Below are 21,030 nucleotides of genomic sequence, written 5' to 3'. Positions count from 1 at the left end.
TGAGCGGGTTGTCCACATCGCCCCGGTTGTCCACAACTTCGCGGAAACCCCCTGCCGTCGCGGCGGCGACCCGGTGATGGTGGGTGCGGGGCCGGCGAGCGCCGGCCACGAACCTTGGGGGTGAACGCGAGTGAGTATCACGGTGCGCGACCCCGGGAACGGAGGTTCCCGGACACGCGGCAAACGATCCCATCTCGACCTGGGGCGCCGGGGCGAGGACCTGGCGGCGCGATATCTGACCGAGCGTGGCCTGATCGTGCTGAGCCGCAACTGGAGATGCCGTGAAGGCGAGCTCGACATCGTCGCGACCGATCGCTCGACATTGGTGGTGTGCGAGGTCAAGACCCGGTCCGGTCGCCGGTTCGGCGAGCCGGCCGAGGCAGTGACCGAGGACAAGCAGGCGCGGATCCGCCGGATCACGTCGCGGTGGCTGTCGGAGTTCCAGGTGGGCTGGTGCCCGATCAGGTTCGACGTGCTGTCCGTGGACTGTCCTCCGGGCGGCGAGCCGACGGTCCGGCACATCCCGGGAGCGTTCTGATGCCGCTCGCACGTGCCTGGTCGGTCGCGCTCATCGGTATCGAGGGGCGGCCGGTGGAGATCGAGGCCGACATCGGTGCCGGCCTGCCGGGAACGAAACTCGTGGGGTTGCCGGACGCGGGCCTGCGCGAGGCCAAGGACCGCGTGCGGGCGGCCGTGCGCAACAGCGGTCAGCGCTGGCCCGACAGCAACGTGACGCTCGGCCTGTCGCCGGCCGACCTGCCGAAGGACGGCTCCGGCTACGACCTGGGGATCGCGGTGGCCGTGCTCGCCGCGTCGGGCGCGGTGCCGACCCCCAAACTGCTGGACACCGTGCTGCTCGGGGAGCTCGCGCTCGACGGCAGGGTCCGTCCTGTGCGCGGTGTGCTGCCCGCGCTGCTGACGGCGCGGAAGGCCGGTTACCGCCGGGCGGTGGTGGCGCTCGAATCGCTCGCCGAAGGGTCGCTGGTCGGCGGTATCGACGTGGTCGGGGCCGAACGCCTCGGCGAGCTCATCGCCTGGCTGTCCGACGAGGGCCGGCTGGCCGAGGCCGAACCGGAACGCGACCGCACGCCGCCGGAGCAGTCGGACCTGGCCGACGTCGTCGGACAACCGGAGGCGCGCTGGGCGCTGGAGGTCGCGGCGGCGGGCGGGCACAACCTGCTGATGACAGGACCGCCCGGCGTCGGAAAGACCATGCTGGCCACGCGGCTGCCCGGGCTGTTGCCGGAACTCGGCGACGACGAGGCACTCGAGGTCACCGCGGTGCACTCGGTCGACGGGTCCCTGGAGCGAGACTCACCACTGGTGCGGGTACCTCCGTTCGTCGCGCCCCATCATTCGATCTCGGTCGCCGCGCTGATCGGGGGTGGCAGCGGGATCGCGGCACCGGGCGCGATCAGCAAGGCACATCGCGGTGTGTTGTTCCTCGACGAAGCCGCCGAGTACGGCGGTGAACGTCTCGAAGCGCTCCGCACGGTGCTCGAGGAGGGCGAGGTGCGGATCGCCCGGTCCCGCGGTTCGGTGCGCTACCCCGCCCGGTTCCAGCTGGTGCTGGCCACGAACACGTGCCCGTGCGCGCCCCCGCGGGAAACGGAGTGCAGTTGCAGTCCGGCGGCACGGCGCCGCTACCTGGCGAAACTGTCGGGGCCGTTGCTGGACCGGGTCGATCTGCGCGTGCGGATGCGCCCCGCCACCGCGATGAACGTGGCGGGCGAGCAGCAGCCCGAGCCGACCGGACGGGTGCGTGAACGGGTCGTCGCCGCCCGCGAACGCGCGGCCAAGCGATGGTCGGATCACGGTTGGCAGACCAACGCCGAGGTGCCGGGTCCGGTACTGCGCCGTGAGTTCGCGCTGCCCGCCGAGGCGACCCGGCTGCTCGACCGTGGGCTGAACCGGGGTGCGATCACGGCCCGCGGAGCGGACAGATGCCTGCGCATCGCATGGACGCTCTCGGACCTGGAAGAGGCCGACGAACCGACCGCCGACCACGTCGCGGCGGCGCTCGAGTTCCGGGACAGGAGGGCGGCATGAGTGAGCAACGCAGCGTCGACGCCGAGCCGCGCCGGGCCACCTGCGCCGCAGACCCCGTGCACCGCGCCCGCGCGTATCTGCTCGGTGCCGCCGAACCACCCGCTCCCGCGCTCGTGGCGTTCGTCGCGAGACACGGCCCGGTGGAGGCGGCCGAGCGGGTGCGTCGCGGCGAGGTGCCTGACCCGGTTGCGCAGGAGACCGAGGCGCGACGCGGCACGGACCGATCGGAACGTGACCTCGAGCGGGCCGTGAAGGCCGGCTACCGGCTCCTGACCCCCGAGGACGACGAGTGGCCCGCGTGGCCGCTGCTCTCGCTCGAGGTGGCGACCGGCCGCGGGGCCGAGGGCGTCGCGCCGCCGCTGGCCCTGTGGGTCCGGGGTACGGCACGTCTCGACGAGGCCGTGGACGGCGCGGTGGCCGTGGTCGGCGCGAGAGCGGCGACCGAGTACGGCGAGCACACCGCCGCGGAACTCGCCCACGGCCTCGTGGCCGACGGGATCGGCGTGTTCTCCGGCGCGGCCTACGGCATCGACGGTGCCGCCCACCGTGGCGCGCTGGCCGCGGGAGGTCCGACGGTGGCGGTGCTGGGCTGCGGACTCGATGCCGGATACCCGGCGGGCCACGTCGGACTGCTCAACCGGGTCGCCGAACGGGGCGCGGTGGTCAGCGAGTACCCACCGGGCGCACTGCCCGCACGCCACCGGTTCCTCGTCCGCAACCGGTTGCTCGCGGCACTCACCGCGGGAACGGTCGTCGTCGAGGCGGGAAAGCGCAGCGGCGCCCGCAACACGTCGTCGACGGCGGGAACTCTCGGCAAGGTCGTCATGGCGGTTCCCGGGCCGGTCGGTTCCGCGATGTCGGTCGGCTGCCACGAACTGATCCGCGATGCGTACGCGACGTTGGTGGGGTCGGTGTCCGATGTGCTCGACACCGTCGGACGGCTGGGCGAGCCGCGGGCCGACACGGCCGCGCCGCGTCCCCGCAGGCCGACCGACGACCTGGGTCCACAGGCCCTGCGCGTGCACGAGGCGCTGGGGGAGCGGCGGGGCCGTTCTCCCGACGAGGTCGCCGAAGAGTCGGGTGTACCGCTCGCCCGGGTACGGGCGGTGCTGCCGGAACTGGAACTGTCCGGCTTGGCCGAACGGTGCGAGACCGGTTGGCGACTCGCCGTAGGTGTCCCTGGTCGGGTGAAATCGTCCGGGCGTGTGACCGGAAAGGGGGAACGTCACCCGCGCACCCGCTGATTGCAGCTTGATCATCGAGGTGTGGCGATGCTTGACCCCGTTGGTGGCGTGGCCCAGCGTCAGCGGCATGAGTTCTTCGACCGCGCGTGGGCGACAGGCCGCGGGCGCCGCCGGTCGGCGTACGGACCTGCGTCGACTGCGTGAGCGGCTACCGGCGCGCGTCGCGGCCGTCCTCGACGACTACGAGCGGCACCTGGCTTCCGAACGCGGTCTGTCGGCCCATACGGTCCGCGCCTACGTCGGCGACGTCGTGTCGATGGTCGCGTTTCTCCACCGGCTGGAGGATTCCGACGGCCACGACGGCCACGACGGCCCGGTGGCCCGCGGGTCCGAAGACGGCGCGGGGAGTGAGGAGCTCGCCACCCGAGGATCCGGAACGGCTGGATCCGAGACCGGCTCCGCCATGGCAGGCGGCGCCAGCTCCGACGGCGCCGCCGGTGGGGCCGCAGGTGGCTCCGACGCGGCGACCGACGCCGCGGAGAACGCCCCCGGTGGATTGGACGGGCTCGACATCGAGGTGCTGCGGGGGTGGCTGGCACAGCAGCGGGCCGAGGGTCACAGCCGCACGACACTCGCGCGCCGGGCGGCCTCGGCGAGGACGTTCACCGCGTGGGCCGTCGACCGCGGGCTGTTGGCGGTCGATCCCGGGCTGCGCCTGGCGGCGCCGAAGCCGCACCGCCGGTTACCGGGCGTGCTGCGGCAGGAGCAGGCCGCCGACGTACTCGGCGCATCCGCATCAGGGGCGCAGCAGGAGGATCCGGTCGCACTGCGCGACCACGCACTGGTGGAGATGCTGTACGCGACCGGGATGCGGGTCGCCGAGTTGTGCGCCGTCGACGTGGACGACGCCGACCTCGACAGCAGACTCGTGCGGGTCTTCGGCAAGGGCTCGAAGGAACGGATGGTCCCGTTCGGGCTGCCTGCCGAGCGGGCGCTGCGGTCCTGGCTCCATACGGGACGGGGCGCGCTCGCCACCGCGGCATCCGGGCCTGCGCTGTTCCTCGGCGCGCGCGGTGGCCGGGTCGACCAGAGGACGGTGCGGCGCGTCGTGCACGACGCCGTAGAGTCGGTGCCCGGCGCGGCGGGCATGGGTCCGCACGGGCTGCGGCACACGGCGGCGACGCACCTGCTCGAGGGGGGAGCGGACCTGCGAAGCGTTCAGGAACTGCTCGGTCACGCTACGCTGTCCACGACGCAGCTCTACACGCACGTGACCGTCGAGCGGCTGAAGGCGATTCATGACCGAACCCACCCCCGTGCCCGGTGACGCCGGTGGAGTTTCGGCCCATACGGTTGCGCACAGGGCGGGTGAGTACGTGACGTCCACCCGGGAGCCCGCCGACGCGCCGGCTGCCGAAGCACCGACGGCCGAAGCACCGACGGCCGACGTGCCCCTCGCCGACCCCGCCGCCGAAACCTCCGTCGAGAAGCCGATGGCCGACACCGACCTGCGTGCCGCCGACCCTCCGGTCGACCAGCACCGCTGCGAGACGCGGGCGGACGAGGACGTCGCGGCCGGTGGCCACCACGGCAACGGCGACCGCCGTGACGACGGCGCCGCACCGACGGTCGCGGCCGGCGGCGCCCCGGCGAACCCCGGCTCCGAGACCGTTTCCACCGAGGCCGCTTCGAACGGGGCGGTGCCGGCCGGCGCCCCGAACACCGGCGCCCCGGACACCAGCACGTCTTCCGACGTTGCCGCAGCAGCTGGTGACGGTGGTGGCAGCTCCGGAGGCGGCCGTGCCGAGGCGGACGCGGCCATCAAGGCGCTGTGGCACGAGTTCGCCACCGAACCGTCGCAGCGGGTGCGGGACCGCCTGGTGTTGCACTACGCCCCGCTGGTCAAGTACGTCGCGGGCCGGGTGGGCACGGGCCTGCCGACGCACGTCGACGTCGCGGACCTGATCCAGTCGGGCATCTTCGGACTCGTCGACGCGATCGAGAAGTTCGACCCGGGCCGCGGACTGCGATTCGAGACGTACGCGATGCAGCGCATCCGGGGTGCGATTCTCGACGATCTACGTTCGCAGGACTGGGTTCCGCGGGTGGTGCGCAGCCGCGCCCGCGAGGTGGAGCGCACGCTCGAGCGGCTCGGTGCACGGCTCGGCCGGACGCCCACGGACGCCGAGGTCGCCACCGAGTTGGGCATTTCGCTGAACGAACTGCACGAGCTCTACGGCCAGTTGCGCCTCACCAGCGTCGTCGCGCTCGAAACGCTCGTCGCGGCGGGCCGGGACAGCGAATCGGTCGTCGAATCGCTGCCCGACGACGACGCCGTCGATCCCGCTGCGGTGCTCGTCGACCGCGACAACCGCGAGCAGCTCGCCGACGCCGTCGCCCAACTGAGCGAGCGGGACCGGATCGTCGTCAGCCTCTACTACTTCGAGAGCCTGACGCTCGCCGAGATCGGCAAGGTGCTCGGTGTGACCGAGTCCCGCGTCAGCCAACTGCACACCCGGGCGGTCCTGCGGCTGCGCGCGAAGCTCCAGGAGCAGACCGGGAGCTGACCCGTCCGGCGCCGGACCACGGCCGGTGCGCGGCGCAGCCCGGGCCGGGGTCGGCACGCCGGGGTCGGCACGCCGGGTCAGCCGGGCCAGGGTTTCAGGCGGAGCGGGCCCGCCGCCGCGACGAAGGCGAGCGGGTCGAGGTACTGCTCGCCGCGCCGGAGCCCCCAGTGCAGGCACGCGGAGTCCGGGCAGCCGTCGTGGCCGCGGGCGACGGTGCCGATGCGGGCGCCGGCCCGTACCCGGTCTCCTTCGGCGACCTGTGCGGACACCGGTTCGTACGTCGTGCGCAAACCGTCGCGGTGCTCGATCGACACGACACCTCTGCCGGCGAGGTCACCGGCGTACACGACCCGGCCCGCCGCGGCCACCGACACCGGCTGTCCGGGCTCGGCCACCAGGTCGACGCCACGGTGGCCCGGGCCGTACTCGCTGTCCGGCGGGTCGAACGGACGCGCCACCTCCGGACGGGGTTCCAGCGGCCACGCGAGCGTCACTTCGTCCGCCCTCCCGTCCGCCGCGCGGCTCCCGGCCGCGCCCGCCACGCCGGGTCCCGACGCTCCGGAGGGCTCGGCGTGGCGGGCCGTTCCGGTCCCTCCCGAAGTGCCGGGTGGAACGGTCGAGGTCGGCGGCACGAGCGCCGCGAGGACGGCGACCACCGTGGCGACGACCGCCGTTACCCGGCTGGTGCGGGCCGTGACGGGCACACCGGCCGCCACGGACAGGTGCCCCGGGTCCGTGGGCGTTCGGGGCACGGTGACCGTGTGTCGTCGGTGCCGCTGCCCGCGCGATCCGGACTGGTGCGCGCACGCAGGTGCAGGCGTGCCCACACGCGACCGCGCGGTCGAACGGAACCTCATTCGCCCAGCGTGCCCCGCGTGGCGTCGGCCGTGGCCGTGCGCTGCGAATCTGTGGATGGGCGACTTCGATGTGGACAACTCGCGGGGACGAGGCCTCCGGGTCGAGCGCGGAGGGGCGGGCGGCGTACACTACTTGGCGCAGTCTGTGTTCACACAGACTGACTTCGCGTGCACGTGCGCGCCCCGCCCGCGGCTCCGGCCGCGTATCGGGGTAACGGTGCCCGGCGGTCTCCCGGACCGAGAACGATCCGGGAGTCCGGACACCGGCACGGCACCAGGGCGGCCACCGACCCCGGTGGACCGCGACAACCGGCCCCGCGTACCGGACGAGACGTCCGGTACGCCCAGACAGAAGAGGTGCGAACCAGGCCATGGCCGTCGTCACCATGAAACAGCTGCTCGATTCCGGCGTGCACTTCGGGCACCAGACCCGCCGCTGGAACCCGAAGATGAAGCGCTACATCCTCACCGAGCGCAACGGCATCTACATCATCGACCTGCAGCAGACGCTGAGCTACATCGACCGCGCGTTCGAGTTCGTCAAGGAGACGGTCGCGCACGGCGGCACGATCCTGTTCGTCGGCACGAAGAAGCAGGCGCAGGAGGCCATCGCGACGGAGGCCCAGCGTGTGGGCATGCCGTTCGTGAACCAGCGCTGGCTCGGCGGCATGCTGACCAACTTCCAGACGGTGCACAAGCGTCTGCAGCGCCTGAAGGAGCTCGAGTCGCAGGAGCAGACCGGCGGCTTCCAGGGTCTGACCAAGCGCGAGATCCTCACGCTGACCCGCGAGAAGGACAAGCTCGAGAAGACCCTCGGCGGTATCCGCGACATGTCCAAGGTCCCGAGCGCCATCTGGATCGTGGACACCAAGAAGGAGCAGATCGCCGTCGGCGAGGCGCGCAAGCTCAACATCCCGGTCGTGGCGATCCTGGACACCAACTGCGACCCGGACGAGGTCGACTACCCGATCCCGGGCAACGACGACGCGATCCGTTCGGCCGCCCTGCTGACCAAGGTCGTGGCCGAGGCCGCCGCCGCCGGTCTGATGGCGCGTTCCGGTCGCAACGGCGCCGCTCCGGAGGGTGAGGACAAGCCCGAGGCCGCCGAGCCGCTGCCCGAGTGGGAGCAGGAGCTCCTCGCCGGCTCCGAGGCCGCCGGTCAGAGCACCGCTTCCTGATCCAGTACCGACACCACCTGCGCATCCCGCGACAGAGAACGGAAACGCACGATGGCGAACTACACCGCGGCGGACGTGAAGCGCCTCCGCGACCTCACCGGCTCCGGCATGATGGACTGCAAGAAGGCGCTGGAGGAGAGCGAAGGCGACTTCGACAAGGCCGTTGAAATCCTGCGCATCAAGGGCGCCAAGGACGTCGGCAAGCGTGCCGAGCGTTCGACCGCCGAGGGCCTGGTGGCAGGTGCCGGCGGTGCCCTGGTCGAGCTGAACTCCGAGACCGACTTCGTCGCGAAGAACGAGGAGTTCCAGCAGCTGGCCGACAAGCTCGTCCAGGTCGCCCAGGAGCAGAAGACCGACGACGTCGAGTCGTTCAAGGCCGCCCAGGTCGACGGCAAGTCCGTCGCCGAGCTCGTCCAGGAACTCTCGGCCAAGCTCGGTGAGAAGCTCGAGGTCCGCCGGGTCACGCACTTCGACGGTAACGTCGAGACGTACCTGCACCGCCGTGGCTCGGGCCTCCCGCCCGCGGTCGGCGTGCTCATCGAGTACACCGGCGAGGGCGAGGCGGCTGCCGAGGCCGCTCGCGGCGCGGCGCTGCAGGTCGCGGCCCTCAAGGCGCAGTACCTCACGCGTGACGAGGTGCCGGCCGAGACCGTCGACAACGAGCGCCGGATCGCCGAGTCGACCGCCCGCGAGGAGGGCAAGCCGGAGCAGGCTCTGCCGAAGATCATCGAGGGCAAGGTGGGCGCCTACTACAAGGACAACGTCCTGCTGGAGCAGCCGTCGGTCACGGACAACAAGAAGACCGTGAAGGCGCTGCTCGACGAGGCCGGGGTCACCGTGACGCGGTTCGCCCGTTTCGAGGTCGGCCAGGCCTGAGCCAGCTCGCACACATGTGCCCCGTCTCCCGCCAGTCCGGAGGCGGGGCACATGTGCGAGACGCACATCGACACCGACATCCGTCCGATCGCCGCCGCAGACGCTGAAGGGACCAGCGGATATGACCGAAGGACAGACCGACCGGCCCGGACGCGGTTATCGAAGGGTTCTGCTGAAGCTCGGCGGGGAGATGTTCGGCGGTGGTTCCGTCGGCGTCGACCCGGACGTGGTCCACTCGGTCGCCGAGCAGATCGCCGAGGTCGTGCGTGACGGCGCGCAGATCGCGGTCGTCATCGGCGGCGGCAACTTCTTCCGCGGTGCGGAGTTGTCGACGCGCGGACTCGACCGTGACCGTGCTGACTACATGGCGATGCTCGGCACCGTGATGAACTCGCTGGCGCTGCAGGACTTCCTCGAGAAAGAAGGCGTGCCGACACGGGTGCAGACCGCCATCACGATGGGGCAGGTCGCCGAGCCGTACATTCCGCGACGGGCCGAGCGTCACCTGGAGAAGGGGCGCGTGGTCATTTTCGGCGCGGGAACCGGCATGCCCTACTTCTCCACCGACACCGCCGCTGCCCAGCGTGCGCTGGAGATCGGCTGCGACGCCGTGCTGATGGCCAAGGGCGTCGACGGCGTGTTCACCGCCGACCCGCGGGTCGATGCGAGCGCCAAGCTGTACGACGAGATCACCCACCGCGAGGTGCTCGAACGCGGCCTCAAGGTGGCCGACACGACGGCGTTCAGCCTGTGCATGGACAACAACATGCCGATTATCGTCTTCAACCTCCTCACCGAGGGCAACATCGCACGCGCGGTCAGCGGTGAGAGGATCGGGACACTGGTCAGTACACCGACGAACCTGGAGCAGCCGTGATCGACGAGACACTCTTCGACGCAGAAGAGAAGATGGAAAAGGCGGTGTCTCACGCCAAGGAGGAGCTGTCGTCGGTGCGCACCGGCAGGGCGAGCCCGGCGATGTTCTCCCGCATCACGGTCGAGTACTACGGCGCGCCGACCCCGCTGAACCAGATGGCCAGCATCAACGTCCCCGAGGCGCGGATGGCCGTCGTCAAGCCGTACGACGCGTCGCAGCTTGCGGCCATCGAGAAGGCCATCCGGGACTCCGATCTGGGCGTGAACCCGAGCAACGACGGCCACGTCATCCGCGTCGTCTTCCCGCAGCTCACCGAGGAGCGGCGCAAGGAGATGGTCAAGGTCGCCAAGCAGAAGGGCGAGGACGCCCGCGTCTCCGTCCGCGGGGTGCGGCGCAAGGCGAAGGACGAGCTCGACCGCATCGGCAAGGACGGCGAAGCCGGTGAGGACGAGGTCGCCCGCGCCGAGAAGGAGCTGCAGAACCTCACGGACAAGTACGTCGCCCAGGTCGAGGAGCTCGTCAAGCACAAGGAATCCGAGCTGCTCGAGGTCTGATGCCGAACGTGACCGACGACCAGGAGCGGCGCTCCGGTGCTGCCGATCCTGGCCGGCGTCCGGACGAGAGCAACGACGCCGCAGTGGCAGAGCCGGGTGACCAGCCGGACAGGCGCGCCTCACAGGGCGAGCCGCCCGGCCCGTCGGCGGCTCCCGACGAACCCGTGCCGAAGCAGGACGAGAAGGGCAAAGCCGGGCGGAACCTGCCCGCCGCGATCGGCGTGGGAGTGCTGCTCGGCGGCGCGATCCTGACGTCGCTGTTCACGGTCCGCTACCTGTTCATCGGGATCGTCGCGATCGCCATCGCGATCGGCACGGTCGAGCTGAGCAAGGCGTTCCGCAGGGCGGCCGACATCCGCATCGCGATGACACCGGTGCTGGTCGGCGGTCAGGCCATGATCTGGCTGGCGTGGCCGTTCGGCAGGGAAGGTGCGTTGACGGCGTTCGTCGTCACGGTGCTGGTGTGCCTGTTGTGGCGGTTGCCCGCGGGTGCCGACGGCTACGTGCGCGACGTCGGGTCGTCCGTGTTCGCGGCGGCGTATCTGCCGCTGTTCGCCTCGTTCGCGGCGATGCTCGTGCCGCCGGACGACGGTGTGGGCCGGGTCATCTCGTTCATGGTCGTCGTGGTCGCCTCCGACACCGGCGGGTACGTGGCCGGGGTGCTGCGAGGCCGGCATCCGATGGCGCCGTCGATCAGCCCGAAGAAGACCTGGGAGGGCTTCGCCGGGTCGTTGGCCGCGGGTATCGCGGCGGGTTCGCTGGCGCTGTCTCTGCTGGTGGACGGCGTCGCGTGGCAGGGCGTGCTGTTCGGGATCGCGATCGTGCTGACCGCGACGCTCGGCGACCTCATGGAGTCGCTCATCAAACGCGACCTCGGAATCAAGGACATGGGGAACCTGCTGCCGGGGCACGGCGGGCTCATGGACCGTCTCGATTCGCTGCTGCCGTCGGCGCTCGCGTCGTGGCTGTTGCTCAGCGCCTTCGTGCCCGCCTGACGTCCGGTCGCGTCGCCCGGGCGCCCGCCGCTGTCGTGTCCGCGGCGGGTTTCAGTCGTCGTAGGGATCGTCGACCTCGGCGCGGCCGATACCCAGGTCGACCGGACAGCTGTGGTCGACCACGGAGAACACCGCACCGCCGGGGTCGGCGAGCACGGCGACCCGCCCGAACGGCGTGTCGAACGGCGGGGTGATCACCGACCCGCCGAGCATCAGGCTCTGCCCGGCAACGGCGTCGGTACCGCGGTGCGGATCGACCTGCAGGTACACCATCCAGTGGGGGCTGCGCCCGGCGTCCTCCTGCGGCAGTACGTACCGGTAGATGACGGGCTCGGCACCGAGTCGCCATTCCAGGTAGTCGATGCCGTCGGTGCCGATCTGGTGGCTGGCGTAGCCGAAGAGCTTGTCGTAGAAGTCGTCGGCGCGGGCGGCGTCGTGCGTGTTCAGGTCGCTGCCACTGAAACTGCCGGGAAGGCTCCGGGCGAACGTCCAGCTGTCGGCGAGCTGCCAGAACACGACGGGTGTGCCGCTCGGGTCGAGTGCGTGCACGATGGCGCCACGGCCGGGGATCTCGACGGGCCCGAGGGTGACGACGCCGCCGAGGTGGTGTACCCATTCGGCGGTGGCGGCGGCGTTGGTGACGGCCAGATGCGGTACCCAGCCGGTCGGCTGGTTCCGGCCGGCCTCGTACATGCCGCCGACCTCCCAGCCGTCGAGTGTCGCGATGTTGTAGCGATGGTTGACCGTCGCCGGATCGCGTTTGACGGCGAACGTCCAGCCGAACAGCTGCTCGTAATACGCGCGCGCGGCGGATTCGTCGGGGGTGGCGAGTTCGACCCAGCACGGCGTGCCGGCGGCCAGTATCGCGGTGGGTTCGTTCGTATCGGACATGGTCACGAGACCCTTCGGCGCCGTCGTCGTCCAGCAGAAACCGTCCTCGAGCTGAGACGTGGATGATCTTACGCCCGGGGAAGCGGCGTCGATACGCTGAGTGCGTGAACCGGCTCCTGCGCAAGACCGAGGTCTATCCCAGTCCGAACATCTGGTACCACCCCGGCACCTACGAGCTGGAGAACCGGGTGCAGGACGTCGACGGGGTGATCTGGGCGGAGCTGGCCGCGAGCGTTCCGTGGGCGGGCGGGGATGTCGTCGACCTCGGGTGCGGTGACGGATTCCACCTGCCACGACTGGCGTCGGAGGCGCGGCACGTACTGGGGGTCGAGCCGCACGCGCCGCTGGTGCGGAGGGCGCGGCAGCGGATGGAAGGCTCGGCGCACGTGCGGGTCGCGCGGGGCCGCGCGCAGCGCATCCCGGTCGAGGACGCGTCCGTGGACGTGGTGCATGCCCGCACCGCGTACTTCTTCGGTCCCGGTTGTGAGCCCGGGTTGCGGGAGGTCGAGCGGGTCCTGCGGCCCGGCGGGGCGCTGGTGATCGTGGACGTCGACACCCGGCACGAGCCGTACGGCGGGTGGATGCGTGAGGATCTGCCGCACTACGACCCCGACGCCGTCGACGCGTTCTTCGAGCGCGCCGGGTTCGCGTGCACGCGGGTGGAGACGCGCTGGGCTTTTCCCGGCCGCGAGGCCGTGGAGGCTGTGCTGGGCATCGAGTTCAGTCCACGGGTGGCCCGCCGGGCCGTGGAGGAGACGCTGCGCCGGAACATCGGGGCCTGCGACCGGTTCGAGCTGCCGGTCGGTTACCGGATGCTCGTGCGGCGCAAGCCGACGGGCCTCGTCCTTCAGCCCTCGTCCGACGGTGCTTCGCCGAGTATCCCGTAAAGCGTGCGGCGGGCCTCGTCGAGCGCGTCGGTGGCACGGGCCCGCTGGTCGCTCGAACCCACCTGTGACACCTGCTTGGTCGCGACCATCAGTGCGCGGGTCGCCGTGCGGAGCCTGAGCTCGTTGGGGTCGGCCTCCTGGGCGAAGTGTTCCCACGGCGGTGTCTCGATCTTGCCGGCCGCGGCGCGGCCTTCCTCGGTGAGCTCGAACAGCCGCTTGCCGTTGTCCTCGCTGCCGTGGACGAGACCTTCGTCGGCCAGCAGCTGGAGCGTGGGGTAGATGGACCCGGGGCTGGGGCGCCAGAACCCGCCGCTGCGTTCGCTGATCTCGCCGATGATCTCGTAACCGTGTCGCGGTTGCTCGGCGAGCAGCGACAGGATCGCCGACCGCACGTCGCCGCGCTTGCCGCGCCTGCCGGGGCCGCCGTGTCCCCGCCGGCCTCCGCCGCGCACGCCCGGGCCGAACTCCGGTCCGAACTCGCCGCTGAACGGGCCGCCGCGCGGACCGAAGGCCGGTCGCGTGTGGTCGTCGTCGTCGGTCATCGGCACGAATGCTCTGAGTCGCCGTCTCATGATGTCCTATCCCCTTCCGACCGTTTTCGATAGCTCGACGATATATCGGAAACAGTCGCCGCGCACGATGTCGACATGTGGGACCATGGAGAGCGCTATGACTGCCCTTCCCCTTGTTTTCGACGCGCCCCGCCGCGGCCTGCCCTCGCGGCATCTCGCCGACCTCACGCTGGAGGAGCGTGCGGAGGCGGTTGCCGAGCTCGGCGAGAAGCCGTTCCGTGCGAAGCAGCTGTCGAACCACTACTTCTCGCGGCTGACCGTCGACCCCGAGCAGATGACGGACATCCCGGCCGCATCCCGGCAGAAGCTGGTCGACGACCTGATGCCGTCGCTGCTCACCGAGGTGCGCGCGATGGACTGCGACGACGGTGAGACCCGCAAGACACTGTGGCGGGCACACGACGGGACTCTGCTGGAGAGCGTGCTCATGCGCTATCCGGACCGGGCGACGTTGTGCATCTCCAGTCAGGCCGGGTGCGGGATGGCGTGCCCGTTCTGCGCGACCGGCCAGGGCGGACTCGAGCGGAATCTGTCGACGGCGGAGATCGTCGACCAGGTCAGGTCGGCGGCCGCGGTGATGCGCGACGGCGTGTTGTCGGGTGGCGAGGGCAGGCTGTCGAACATCGTGTTCATGGGCATGGGGGAGCCGCTCGCCAACTACAAGCGGGTCGTGGCCGCGGTGCGCCGGATCACCGAGCCCGCGCCCTCGGGGCTGGGTATCTCGCAGCGGTCGGTGACCGTGTCGACGGTCGGCCTGGCTCCGGCGATCCGCAAGCTCGCGGACGAGCGGATGCAGGTGCGACTCGCGGTGTCGCTGCACACGCCCGACGACGAGCTGCGTGACACGCTCGTGCCGGTGAACAACCGCTGGGCGATCGACGAGGTCCTCGAGGCGGCGCGCTACTACGCGGACACCTCCGGGCGCCGCGTGTCGATCGAGTACGCGCTGATCCGGGACATGAACGACCAGCCGTGGCGCGCCGACCTGCTGGCCAAGCGTCTGCGCACACACCTCGGGCACCTGGTGCACGTCAACGTCATCCCGCTGAACCCCACGCCGGGGTCGAAGTGGGACGCCTCGCCGAAGGATGTGGAGCGCGAGTTCGTCCGTCGCGTCAACGACGGCGGCGTTCCGTGCACCGTGCGCGACACCCGTGGCCAGGAGATCGCGGCCGCCTGCGGTCAGCTCGCGGCGGAGAACTGACGGGTCGGTTGCGGATCACCCCGCGCCCGCGGTGACCGCGTGCAGGCGGTCGGCCAAGACCGGCGAGGCGTAGGTCGTCAACATCTCGCCGCGAGTCGGGCAATGTTCGAGGTCCGGGCACACGAGCGGGGTCACTGCGGTCAACGTCGTGGTGAGATGGTCCCGGTTCAGCGCGCCGAGGATCTGCTTCGGGCCGAAGACCGCGCCGGAATCCAGCACGTCCGCGAGGAACGGCGGAAACCGGAGGCGCAGCAACCCGTCGCGGACCGGATGCTGGGCGAGTTTGGCGTACGCGGCGGGGTGGAGCCCGGTGGCCAGTTCTCGAAGGCGAGTGCACAGTGCGTGGCCCTTCCGGCGCACCCGGTAGCGCCAGGGAAGGGCCGCGAGCATCCGGTCGGCGAGCTGCGTGTAGAAGCCGTCGGGCGCGAACACCTGCGCGACGGCGTTGTTGCACGCGGCCGACCCGATGTGTTCCAGATGTGCGCGCGCATGCCGACGTCGTTGCCCGATCCGAGCGCGTCGTCGCTGGGGAGGAGTGGCCGCGACCGCGGCCGGTGTGTGCCGCGTCGGCGTGACCGTGGGTGAACTCCCCGACGGGACCGGGTGGCCCGAAGTCGGCCTGCCGGTCGTCCAGTTCGGGCGGTGGCTCGACGCACGCGAGCGGGGTTCGGCCGAGGACCGGCGCGCGACCCGGCCGCACTCGTACCCACGCTGCGACCCGTAGACGTGCGCGCCTCCACAGTTACGGCATGCGTACTGGTTACTGGGCAATCGCTTGCGGTTGGCCACCCGATCCACGCTAGGAATCGGGTCCGTACCGGTCACTCGCCTGTTCCGGTCCGGCTCGGCGGTGCAACGTTCACGCCCCGCGATATCACTGCTCTCTGTGGGCTAGCGCGACGCACCGTGTGGGTGGCCGCCGGGCTCCGGTGAACGGCGGCCGACCCTGAACCCGACTCGGCCCCGGCACGTGCGAGAAGTGCCGGGGCCGAGTCGGGTCGTGCGTCAGCCCTTCGCCGGGTCGAGGACGAAGCCGTAGTCGACCGTGGCCGTGCCGTCGCCCACCGGTTTCGGGTCGAGGATCAGCTCCGGCTTCACCGCCGAGGCGATGTCGTCGTCGTTGTGCTCGTCGCCCGGGAAGTACAGCTGCGCGGTCAGCAGCTCGTAGCCCGGCGCGGAGACCTTCACGTGCAGGTGGGCCGGGCGCCAGGCGTGCCAGCCCGCGGCGGCGATGAGCTTGCCGCACGAGCCGTCCGTCGGGATCTGGTAGGGCGCGGGCTGGATCGTGGTGATCTCGAACCGGCCGCCCTCACCGACGGAGAACGTGCCGCGTAGGTTCCACTGCGGCTGGCTCGGCTCGAACTGGCTGTAGAACCCGTCGTTGTCGGCGTGCCACAGCTCGACCTTCGCGTTCTCCAGCGGCGTGCCGTCCGTCGCGGTGACGGTGCCGGTCCAGGTGAGCCTGGTGCCCTGCTCGTCGTCGCGCATCGGGATGGTGCCGACGCCGTTCACGGCGCACTCGGGTGCATCCGGGACGTAGTACGGCCCCTCGATCGTGCCCTTGCTGCCCTCGCGGTGCTCCGTGGCGACCTCTTCGACCACGTGCTCGACCCACACGTCGAGGAACAGCGGCCACTCGCCGTCCTCGCCCACCTGGATCAGCCACGCCTTGAGCGCGTTGTACTCCTCGTAGGTGACCTTCTCCTCGCGGATCGTGTCGTGGATGGCCGACAGCACCCGCTTGGCCAGTGTGTCCACGCGCGAGGGCGGGACGTCCTTGACGGCCTCGTACGGGTTCTTGTCGCTCGTGAAGTGCGCGGTGGCGTTGGCGCCCGCGGCCGCGGCGGTCGGTTCGGTGGGAACGGTGGTCATGGGATCCTCCTTGATTCCGATGTCGGGAACTCCTGGCCCAGCGGCACGGGAGTCAGGTGTCCTGCCGGTAGTGGGCGAGCTTGTCCGGATCGATCTCGACGCCGAGGCCGGTACCGGGCCGGATGGTCAGCTCTCCGCCCGAGATCTGCAGGGGTTCGGTGAGCAGGTCGTCGCGCATGTCCAGGAAGTTCGACAGCTCGCCCGCACGTCGCGAGGTGAGCTCGAACGCCGCCCCGAACGCGACCGTGCACATGGACCCGAGCTGACCGTCGACCTGGTTGCCCATCACGAGTTCGAGCCCGAGCCCCTCGGCCAGGTGGTGGGTCCGCTGCGAGAGCGTGAACCCGCTGCGGGCGACCTTGATGTTGATCGCCGTGGCCGACCCGCCCAGGATCTCGCGGGTGACGTCGGCGGCGGTCACCGCCGACTCGTCGGCGATGAACGGTACGTCCAACTGCGACACCAGCCAGCGCCGTCCGAGCACGTCGTCGGCGGGGGAGAGCTCCTCGGCGAACAACAGGTCCAGATCGGACATCTGCTGCATCGCCTTGGCCGACTCGGCGGCGGTCCAGCCGCGGTTGCCGTCGACGTACAGGTCGACCTCGTCGCCGAGGTTCTCCCGCAGCGCGCGCACCACGGCCGTGTCCAGCGACACGGGGCGTCTGCCGACCTTCACCTTGAACGTCGTGATGCCGTACTCGTCGCGCATGCGCTCGGCCTCGGCCACCATGGCGGCGGGCTCGTCGAACCCGAGCATGTGCGAGACCCGCATCCGGTCGGTGTACCCACCGAGCAGTTCGCTGACGCCGACGTCGAGACTGCGGCCGAGCGCGTCCCAGGTCGCCATGTCGACCGCGGCCTTCGCCGCCGGGTTCCCGACCGTGCGGTGCATCCGCGCGTGCATCGTCTCGCGCTCGAGCAGGCTCAACCCGGTCAACTGCGGCGCGAAGATCTGGTCGATGACGGCGATGATGCCGGTCTGTGTCTCGCCGTAGGTGAACGGCCGAGGCGGGGCCTCGGCGACACCGACGACACCGTCGTCGGTGTGTACCCGCACCAGCACGTGCTCGGCCGCGTGCACCTCACCGGAGGCGAACTTGAGCGGCTTGCGGTACGGGATGGCGAACGGGATCGCCTCGATCTGCGTGATCTTCATGGACTTCCCTCGGGATTCGGGGCATCGGCTGCGGCCGTGGGGACGGCGCCGGGGGAGGTGAGGGCCGGTTCGAGCACGTCGACGACGGAGCGCACCAGGGCGGAGTCGTTGCCTGCGTGCCACGCGAGCGCGAGTTCCACGCTGCCGGCATCGGTGAGGTCGCGGAACACGACGCCCTCGAGCGGCAGGGCGCGTGCCGACGTCGGCACCATCGCGATGCCCAGCCCGCCCGCCACGAGCGACAACAGCACGGCCGTGCCGGCCGCCTGGTGCTCGCGCTGCGGCGTGAACCCGGCGGCCTCGCAACTGCGCGTCACGGCGTCGTTGACCACGGAATCCTTGCTCGCGTAGCCGATGAACCCCTCGGCGCGCAGGTCCGGCGTCGACACGACGGGTTCGGTGGCGAGCCGGTGGTCGGCGGGCACCGCCAGAATCAGCGGTTCGTTTTCGACGACGAGGAGTTCGATGTCCTCGCCGCGCACCGGCGGGCGCAGGATGCCGAGATCCAGATCGCCCGACCGGAGCAGGTCGCACTGGGCGGGCGTCAGCAGGTCGGCGTTGACGTCGAGTGCCACCTCCGGCAGATCCCGCTTGAGCGTGCGCGCGATGAGAGGCAGATGCGAGAACGCGGCCGTGCCGGTGAAACCCATGCGCAGCAGCCCGAGCCTGCCGCCCGCGATCTGGCGCACACCGTGCATGCCGTCGGCCAGGGTGTCGAGCACTCGCTGCGCCTCCGCGAGGAAGAACTCGCCTGCGGGCGTCAGGCTGACCTGGCGGGTCGTGCGGGCGAACAGTGTCGCACCCAGCTCGCCCTCCAGCTGGCGGATCGCGTGGGACAACGCGGGCTGGGCCAGCCGCAACCGTTCGGCGGCCCGCCCGAAGTGGCACGTCTCGGCGACCGCGACGAAGTAGCGGAGATGGCGAAGCTCCATCGCGGCGTCTCCTTCCCTGCTGACCGGCCTCCTCGACTGCGAACTCGGGCCGATTCTTCACGGTAAGGAGCATCATTCATCCATGACAAGTACTTGTTGCCGCAGGATTGATAAACACCATCGATCAATTCCCCCCTGGGTCAGGACTCGGCATTTGCCTTGTTTGCCGCCGTTAACGGCGCTGTCACAGTCGGGACACCCCGCCGACTCAGAGCCGAACGGCTTCAGGAGGACTCAATGACCGAGACCCTTGACCACGTGTCGGGCGTGATCGCCGACGCCGTCGTCGAAGACCGCGAAGCCGGTGTGTACCGCGCCAACCGGCGGATCTTCACCGACGAGGAGATCTTCGAACTCGAGATGAAGCACATCTTCGAGGGCAACTGGATCTACCTCGCCCACGAAAGTCAGCTGCCCAACCCCGGCGACTACTTCACGACCTACATCGGCCGCCAGCCCGTCGTGATCACCCGCGACAAGCAGGGTGAGCTGCACTGCCTCATCAACGCCTGCGCCCACCGCGGTGCGATGCTCTGCCGGCGCAAGACTGACAACCGCACCACGCTGACCTGCCCGTTCCACGGCTGGACGTTCCGTAACGACGGCAAACTCCTCAAGGTCAAGGACCCGGACGGCGCCGGCTACCCGGACTCCTTCGACCAGAACGGCTCGCACGATCTCACCAAGGTCGCCCGGTTCGAGTCGTACCGAGGCTTCCTGTTCGGCAGCCTCAACGCCGACGTGCTCCCGCTGACCGAACACCTCGGCGACACCACGAAGGTCATCGACATGCTCGTGGACCAGTCGCCCGACGGCCTCGAGGTCCTCCGCGGCGCGTCCACCTACACCTTCGACGGCAACTGGAAGGTCCAGGCCGAGAACGGCGCCGACGGCTACCACGTCACCGCCACCCACTGGAACTACGCCGCCACCACCTCCCGCCGCAACACCGGCGAGTCGAAGAACGAGACCAAGACCCTCGACGCAGGCAGCTGGGGCAAGTCCGGCGGCGGCTACTGGTCCTTCCCCCACGGCCACCTCTGCCTCTGGACCTGGGCGGGCAACCCGCAGGACCGTCCACTGTGGGACAGCATGGAAGAGCTCAAAGCCAAGCACGGCGAGGCCAAGGGCGAATTCATGGTCAAGGGGTCCCGCAACCTCTGCCTGTACCCGAACGTCTACCTCATGGACCAGTTCTCCACCCAGATCCGGCACTTCCGCCCCATCGCACCGGACAAGACCGAAGTGACGATCTACTGCATCGCCCCCAAGGGCGAAAGCGACGAATCGCGCGCCTGGCGCATCCGCCAGTACGAGGACTTCTTCAACGCCTCCGGCATGGCCACGCCTGACGACCTCGAAGAGTTCCGCTCCTGCCAACTCACCTTCCGCGCCACCGCCGCGCCCTGGAACGACATGAGCCGCGGCGCCGAGCACTGGCTGAACGGGCCGGACGAGGTCGCCACCGCACTCGGCATGGAAGGCGTCATCTCCGCGGGCCAGCGCAACGAGGACGAAGGGCTCTACCCCGTTCAGCACGGCTACTGGGCCGACACCATGCGCGCGGCCGTCGAGAAGGAAGCGTCCGGCAAGGGCGACGCCTGAGGCGCCCCGCCGTCCGATCAGCCACGAGGAGGCTTTCCGACATGACTGTCACCGCCGACACCACCACCGACGGAGCCGACACCCCTCCGCGGACCAAACACATCACCCAGAACGACATCGAACAATTCCTCTACCGCGAGGCGCGCTACCTCGACGACCGCGAATTCGAGAAATGGCTCGAATGCTACGCCGACGACGTCGTCTACTGGATGCCCTGCTGGGACGACAACGACAACCTCACAGAAGACCCCCAGCGGGAATTGTCGCTCATCTACTACCCCAACAAGGGTGGGCTCGAAGACCGCGTCTTCCGCATCCGCACCGAGCGCTCGAGCGCGACCTCCATCCCCGAGCCGCGCACCAGCCACAACATCACCAACGTGGAAGTCATCGAACGCCGCGGCGACCTCGTCGACATCCGGTTCAACTGGCACACCATGTACTTCCGGTACAACACCGTCGACCCGTACTACGGCACCTCGTTCTACACGATCGACTTCTCCGGCGAATCACCACTCATCCGCCGCAAGACCGTCATTCTCAAGAACGATTACATCCACCACGTAGTCGACATCTACCACATCTAGTGACTGTCAGTGGTTGCGTTGCTTGACGGCGCCAGTGGTGGTGCCGGTGGGCGAGCGGGGCTGTTGCTGATCGGTTCGCGGATCGTGGACGCCCGCCCGGGCGGGCGTCCGCCGGATACGTGGATTTCCTGACTCGGGCGTATGTACCCGACGCGAACGGCGACGGGCGCCGGGTCGAGTTTTTCCC

21 protein-coding genes are annotated in these 21,030 nt (G+C 70.1%); 14 read left to right on the top strand and 7 right to left on the bottom strand.

Annotated elements, in window-relative coordinates; genetic code table 11:
- The first annotated feature begins 136 nt into the window (after positions 1-136).
- The 5 genes from FHS23_RS15570 to FHS23_RS15550 all read left to right on the top strand — a co-directional run bounded on the left by FHS23_RS15570 (position 137) and on the right by FHS23_RS15550 (position 5,800).
- On the top strand, positions 137-538 hold the full coding sequence (locus FHS23_RS15570) for a YraN family protein (RefSeq protein WP_183656190.1): 402 nt from the start codon (positions 137-139) through the stop codon (positions 536-538).
- Positions 538-2,049: a YifB family Mg chelatase-like AAA ATPase gene (locus tag FHS23_RS15565; RefSeq protein WP_183655438.1), complete on the top strand. Its 1,512-nt coding sequence runs from the start codon at positions 538-540 to the stop codon at positions 2,047-2,049. Before FHS23_RS15570 ends, FHS23_RS15565 begins: the two co-directional genes overlap by 1 nt.
- Positions 2,046-3,293 carry a DNA-processing protein DprA gene (gene dprA / locus FHS23_RS15560; RefSeq protein WP_183655435.1) on the top strand — a complete coding sequence of 416 codons (1,248 nt, stop codon included), beginning with the start codon at positions 2,046-2,048 and terminating at the stop codon, positions 3,291-3,293. Before FHS23_RS15565 ends, dprA begins: the two co-directional genes overlap by 4 nt.
- A 67-nt stretch (positions 3,294-3,360) precedes the next feature.
- On the top strand, positions 3,361-4,560 hold the full coding sequence (locus FHS23_RS15555; protein ID WP_183655421.1) for a tyrosine recombinase XerC: 1,200 nt from the start codon (positions 3,361-3,363) through the stop codon (positions 4,558-4,560).
- 373 nt (positions 4,561-4,933) lie between these two features.
- The gene (locus tag FHS23_RS15550) at positions 4,934-5,800 is read left to right on the top strand and encodes a FliA/WhiG family RNA polymerase sigma factor (protein WP_183656185.1); all 867 of its coding nucleotides are present in this window, start codon (positions 4,934-4,936) and stop codon (positions 5,798-5,800) included.
- Between the two features lie 77 nt (positions 5,801-5,877).
- On the opposite strand, the gene FHS23_RS15545 is transcribed toward FHS23_RS15550, so the two are convergent.
- Positions 5,878-6,552 (bottom strand): M23 family metallopeptidase, encoded by a 675-nt coding sequence (locus FHS23_RS15545; protein ID WP_343053975.1) that lies wholly within the window; start codon positions 6,550-6,552, stop codon positions 5,878-5,880.
- A 476-nt stretch (positions 6,553-7,028) separates the two neighbouring features.
- On the opposite strand from FHS23_RS15545, the gene rpsB reads away from it, so the two are divergent.
- From rpsB to FHS23_RS15520, 5 genes are all read left to right on the top strand, one after another.
- Positions 7,029-7,835 carry a 30S ribosomal protein S2 gene (gene rpsB, locus FHS23_RS15540; protein WP_183655415.1) on the top strand — a complete coding sequence of 269 codons (807 nt, stop codon included), beginning with the start codon at positions 7,029-7,031 and terminating at the stop codon, positions 7,833-7,835.
- 51 nt (positions 7,836-7,886) lie between these two features.
- Positions 7,887-8,711, top strand: coding sequence for a translation elongation factor Ts (gene tsf, locus FHS23_RS15535; protein ID WP_183655412.1), 825 nt, complete (start codon positions 7,887-7,889; stop codon positions 8,709-8,711).
- 121 nt (positions 8,712-8,832) lie between these two features.
- On the top strand, positions 8,833-9,588 hold the full coding sequence (pyrH, locus tag FHS23_RS15530; protein WP_183655409.1) for a UMP kinase: 756 nt from the start codon (positions 8,833-8,835) through the stop codon (positions 9,586-9,588).
- Positions 9,585-10,142: a ribosome recycling factor gene (gene frr, locus FHS23_RS15525; protein WP_183655406.1), complete on the top strand. Its 558-nt coding sequence runs from the start codon at positions 9,585-9,587 to the stop codon at positions 10,140-10,142. Before pyrH ends, frr begins: the two co-directional genes overlap by 4 nt.
- The gene (locus tag FHS23_RS15520; RefSeq protein WP_246382203.1) at positions 10,142-11,137 is read left to right on the top strand and encodes a phosphatidate cytidylyltransferase; all 996 of its coding nucleotides are present in this window, start codon (positions 10,142-10,144) and stop codon (positions 11,135-11,137) included. The genes frr and FHS23_RS15520 overlap by 1 nt, the downstream gene beginning before the upstream one ends.
- A 51-nt stretch (positions 11,138-11,188) precedes the next feature.
- Here the strand turns inward: FHS23_RS15520 and FHS23_RS15515 are convergent, their stop codons facing one another.
- Positions 11,189-12,028 (bottom strand): VOC family protein, encoded by an 840-nt coding sequence (locus tag FHS23_RS15515; protein WP_183655403.1) that lies wholly within the window; start codon positions 12,026-12,028, stop codon positions 11,189-11,191.
- Positions 12,029-12,090: 62 nt separating this feature from the next.
- Between FHS23_RS15515 and FHS23_RS15510 the strand changes: the two genes are divergently transcribed.
- Positions 12,091-12,915, top strand: a complete 825-nt coding sequence (locus FHS23_RS15510; protein WP_183655399.1) for a class I SAM-dependent methyltransferase — start codon at positions 12,091-12,093, stop codon at positions 12,913-12,915.
- Here the strand turns inward: FHS23_RS15510 and FHS23_RS15505 are convergent.
- Complete coding sequence (locus FHS23_RS15505; RefSeq protein WP_246382201.1) at positions 12,876-13,457, bottom strand: PadR family transcriptional regulator; 582 nt, start codon at positions 13,455-13,457, stop codon at positions 12,876-12,878. The two genes, FHS23_RS15510 and FHS23_RS15505, sit on opposite strands and share 40 nt — an antisense overlap.
- Before the next feature lie 127 nt (positions 13,458-13,584).
- Between FHS23_RS15505 and rlmN the strand changes: the two genes are divergently transcribed.
- Positions 13,585-14,691 carry a dual-specificity RNA methyltransferase RlmN gene (gene rlmN / locus FHS23_RS15500; RefSeq protein ID WP_183655393.1) on the top strand — a complete coding sequence of 369 codons (1,107 nt, stop codon included), beginning with the start codon at positions 13,585-13,587 and terminating at the stop codon, positions 14,689-14,691.
- A 15-nt stretch (positions 14,692-14,706) separates the two neighbouring features.
- Here the strand turns inward: rlmN and FHS23_RS15495 are convergent, their stop codons facing one another.
- From FHS23_RS15495 to FHS23_RS15480, 4 genes are all read right to left on the bottom strand, one after another.
- The gene (locus tag FHS23_RS15495; protein ID WP_343053972.1) at positions 14,707-15,123 is read right to left on the bottom strand and encodes a hypothetical protein; all 417 of its coding nucleotides are present in this window, start codon (positions 15,121-15,123) and stop codon (positions 14,707-14,709) included.
- 573 nt (positions 15,124-15,696) lie between these two features.
- Positions 15,697-16,563 carry a catechol 1,2-dioxygenase gene (gene catA / locus FHS23_RS15490; RefSeq protein WP_183655390.1) on the bottom strand — a complete coding sequence of 289 codons (867 nt, stop codon included), beginning with the start codon at positions 16,561-16,563 and terminating at the stop codon, positions 15,697-15,699.
- Between the two features lie 52 nt (positions 16,564-16,615).
- A complete protein-coding gene (locus tag FHS23_RS15485; protein ID WP_183655386.1) occupies positions 16,616-17,719 on the bottom strand; it encodes a mandelate racemase/muconate lactonizing enzyme family protein in 1,104 nt (367 codons plus the stop codon).
- Positions 17,716-18,651, bottom strand: coding sequence for a LysR family transcriptional regulator (locus FHS23_RS15480; RefSeq protein ID WP_183655383.1), 936 nt, complete (start codon positions 18,649-18,651; stop codon positions 17,716-17,718). The genes FHS23_RS15485 and FHS23_RS15480 overlap by 4 nt, the downstream gene beginning before the upstream one ends.
- Before the next feature lie 237 nt (positions 18,652-18,888).
- On the opposite strand from FHS23_RS15480, the gene benA reads away from it, so the two are divergent.
- Positions 18,889-20,256, top strand: a complete 1,368-nt coding sequence (benA, locus tag FHS23_RS15475; RefSeq protein WP_183655380.1) for a benzoate 1,2-dioxygenase large subunit — start codon at positions 18,889-18,891, stop codon at positions 20,254-20,256.
- 41 nt (positions 20,257-20,297) lie between these two features.
- Entirely contained in the window at positions 20,298-20,843 is a 546-nt protein-coding gene (gene benB, locus FHS23_RS15470; protein WP_183655377.1) for a benzoate 1,2-dioxygenase small subunit, read from the top strand.
- The last annotated feature ends 187 nt before the right edge of the window (positions 20,844-21,030 follow it).

Origin of the sequence: Prauserella isguenensis (genome assembly GCF_014191605.1) — a bacterium.
GTDB classification, from domain to species: Bacteria; Actinomycetota; Actinomycetes; order Mycobacteriales; family Pseudonocardiaceae; genus Prauserella; species Prauserella isguenensis.
The sequence above is the reverse complement of the archived record's forward strand: the minus strand, read 5'-3'. Positions and strand labels throughout refer to the sequence as shown.

Bases quoted from the DNA above. Each gene is read 5' to 3' on its own strand.
- catA (WP_183655390.1), bottom strand. From the start codon at position 16,563: ATGACCACCGTTCCCACCGAACCGACCGCCGCGGCCGCGGGCGCCAAC.
- FHS23_RS15505 (WP_246382201.1), bottom strand. From the start codon at position 13,457: ATGACCGACGACGACGACCACACGCGACCGGCCTTCGGTCCGCGCGGC.
- tsf (WP_183655412.1), top strand. From the start codon at position 7,887: ATGGCGAACTACACCGCGGCGGACGTGAAGCGCCTCCGCGACCTCACC.
- FHS23_RS15515 (WP_183655403.1), bottom strand. From the start codon at position 12,028: ATGTCCGATACGAACGAACCCACCGCGATACTGGCCGCCGGCACGCCG.
- FHS23_RS15520 (WP_246382203.1), top strand. From the start codon at position 10,142: ATGCCGAACGTGACCGACGACCAGGAGCGGCGCTCCGGTGCTGCCGAT.
- FHS23_RS15480 (WP_183655383.1), bottom strand. From the start codon at position 18,651: ATGGAGCTTCGCCATCTCCGCTACTTCGTCGCGGTCGCCGAGACGTGC.
- rlmN (WP_183655393.1), top strand. From the start codon at position 13,585: ATGACTGCCCTTCCCCTTGTTTTCGACGCGCCCCGCCGCGGCCTGCCC.
- FHS23_RS15485 (WP_183655386.1), bottom strand. From the start codon at position 17,719: ATGAAGATCACGCAGATCGAGGCGATCCCGTTCGCCATCCCGTACCGC.
- dprA (WP_183655435.1), top strand. From the start codon at position 2,046: ATGAGTGAGCAACGCAGCGTCGACGCCGAGCCGCGCCGGGCCACCTGC.
- FHS23_RS15510 (WP_183655399.1), top strand. From the start codon at position 12,091: ATGATCTTACGCCCGGGGAAGCGGCGTCGATACGCTGAGTGCGTGAAC.
- benB (WP_183655377.1), top strand. From the start codon at position 20,298: ATGACTGTCACCGCCGACACCACCACCGACGGAGCCGACACCCCTCCG.
- pyrH (WP_183655409.1), top strand. From the start codon at position 8,833: ATGACCGAAGGACAGACCGACCGGCCCGGACGCGGTTATCGAAGGGTT.
- FHS23_RS15555 (WP_183655421.1), top strand. From the start codon at position 3,361: ATGAGTTCTTCGACCGCGCGTGGGCGACAGGCCGCGGGCGCCGCCGGT.
- rpsB (WP_183655415.1), top strand. From the start codon at position 7,029: ATGGCCGTCGTCACCATGAAACAGCTGCTCGATTCCGGCGTGCACTTC.
- FHS23_RS15565 (WP_183655438.1), top strand. From the start codon at position 538: ATGCCGCTCGCACGTGCCTGGTCGGTCGCGCTCATCGGTATCGAGGGG.
- benA (WP_183655380.1), top strand. From the start codon at position 18,889: ATGACCGAGACCCTTGACCACGTGTCGGGCGTGATCGCCGACGCCGTC.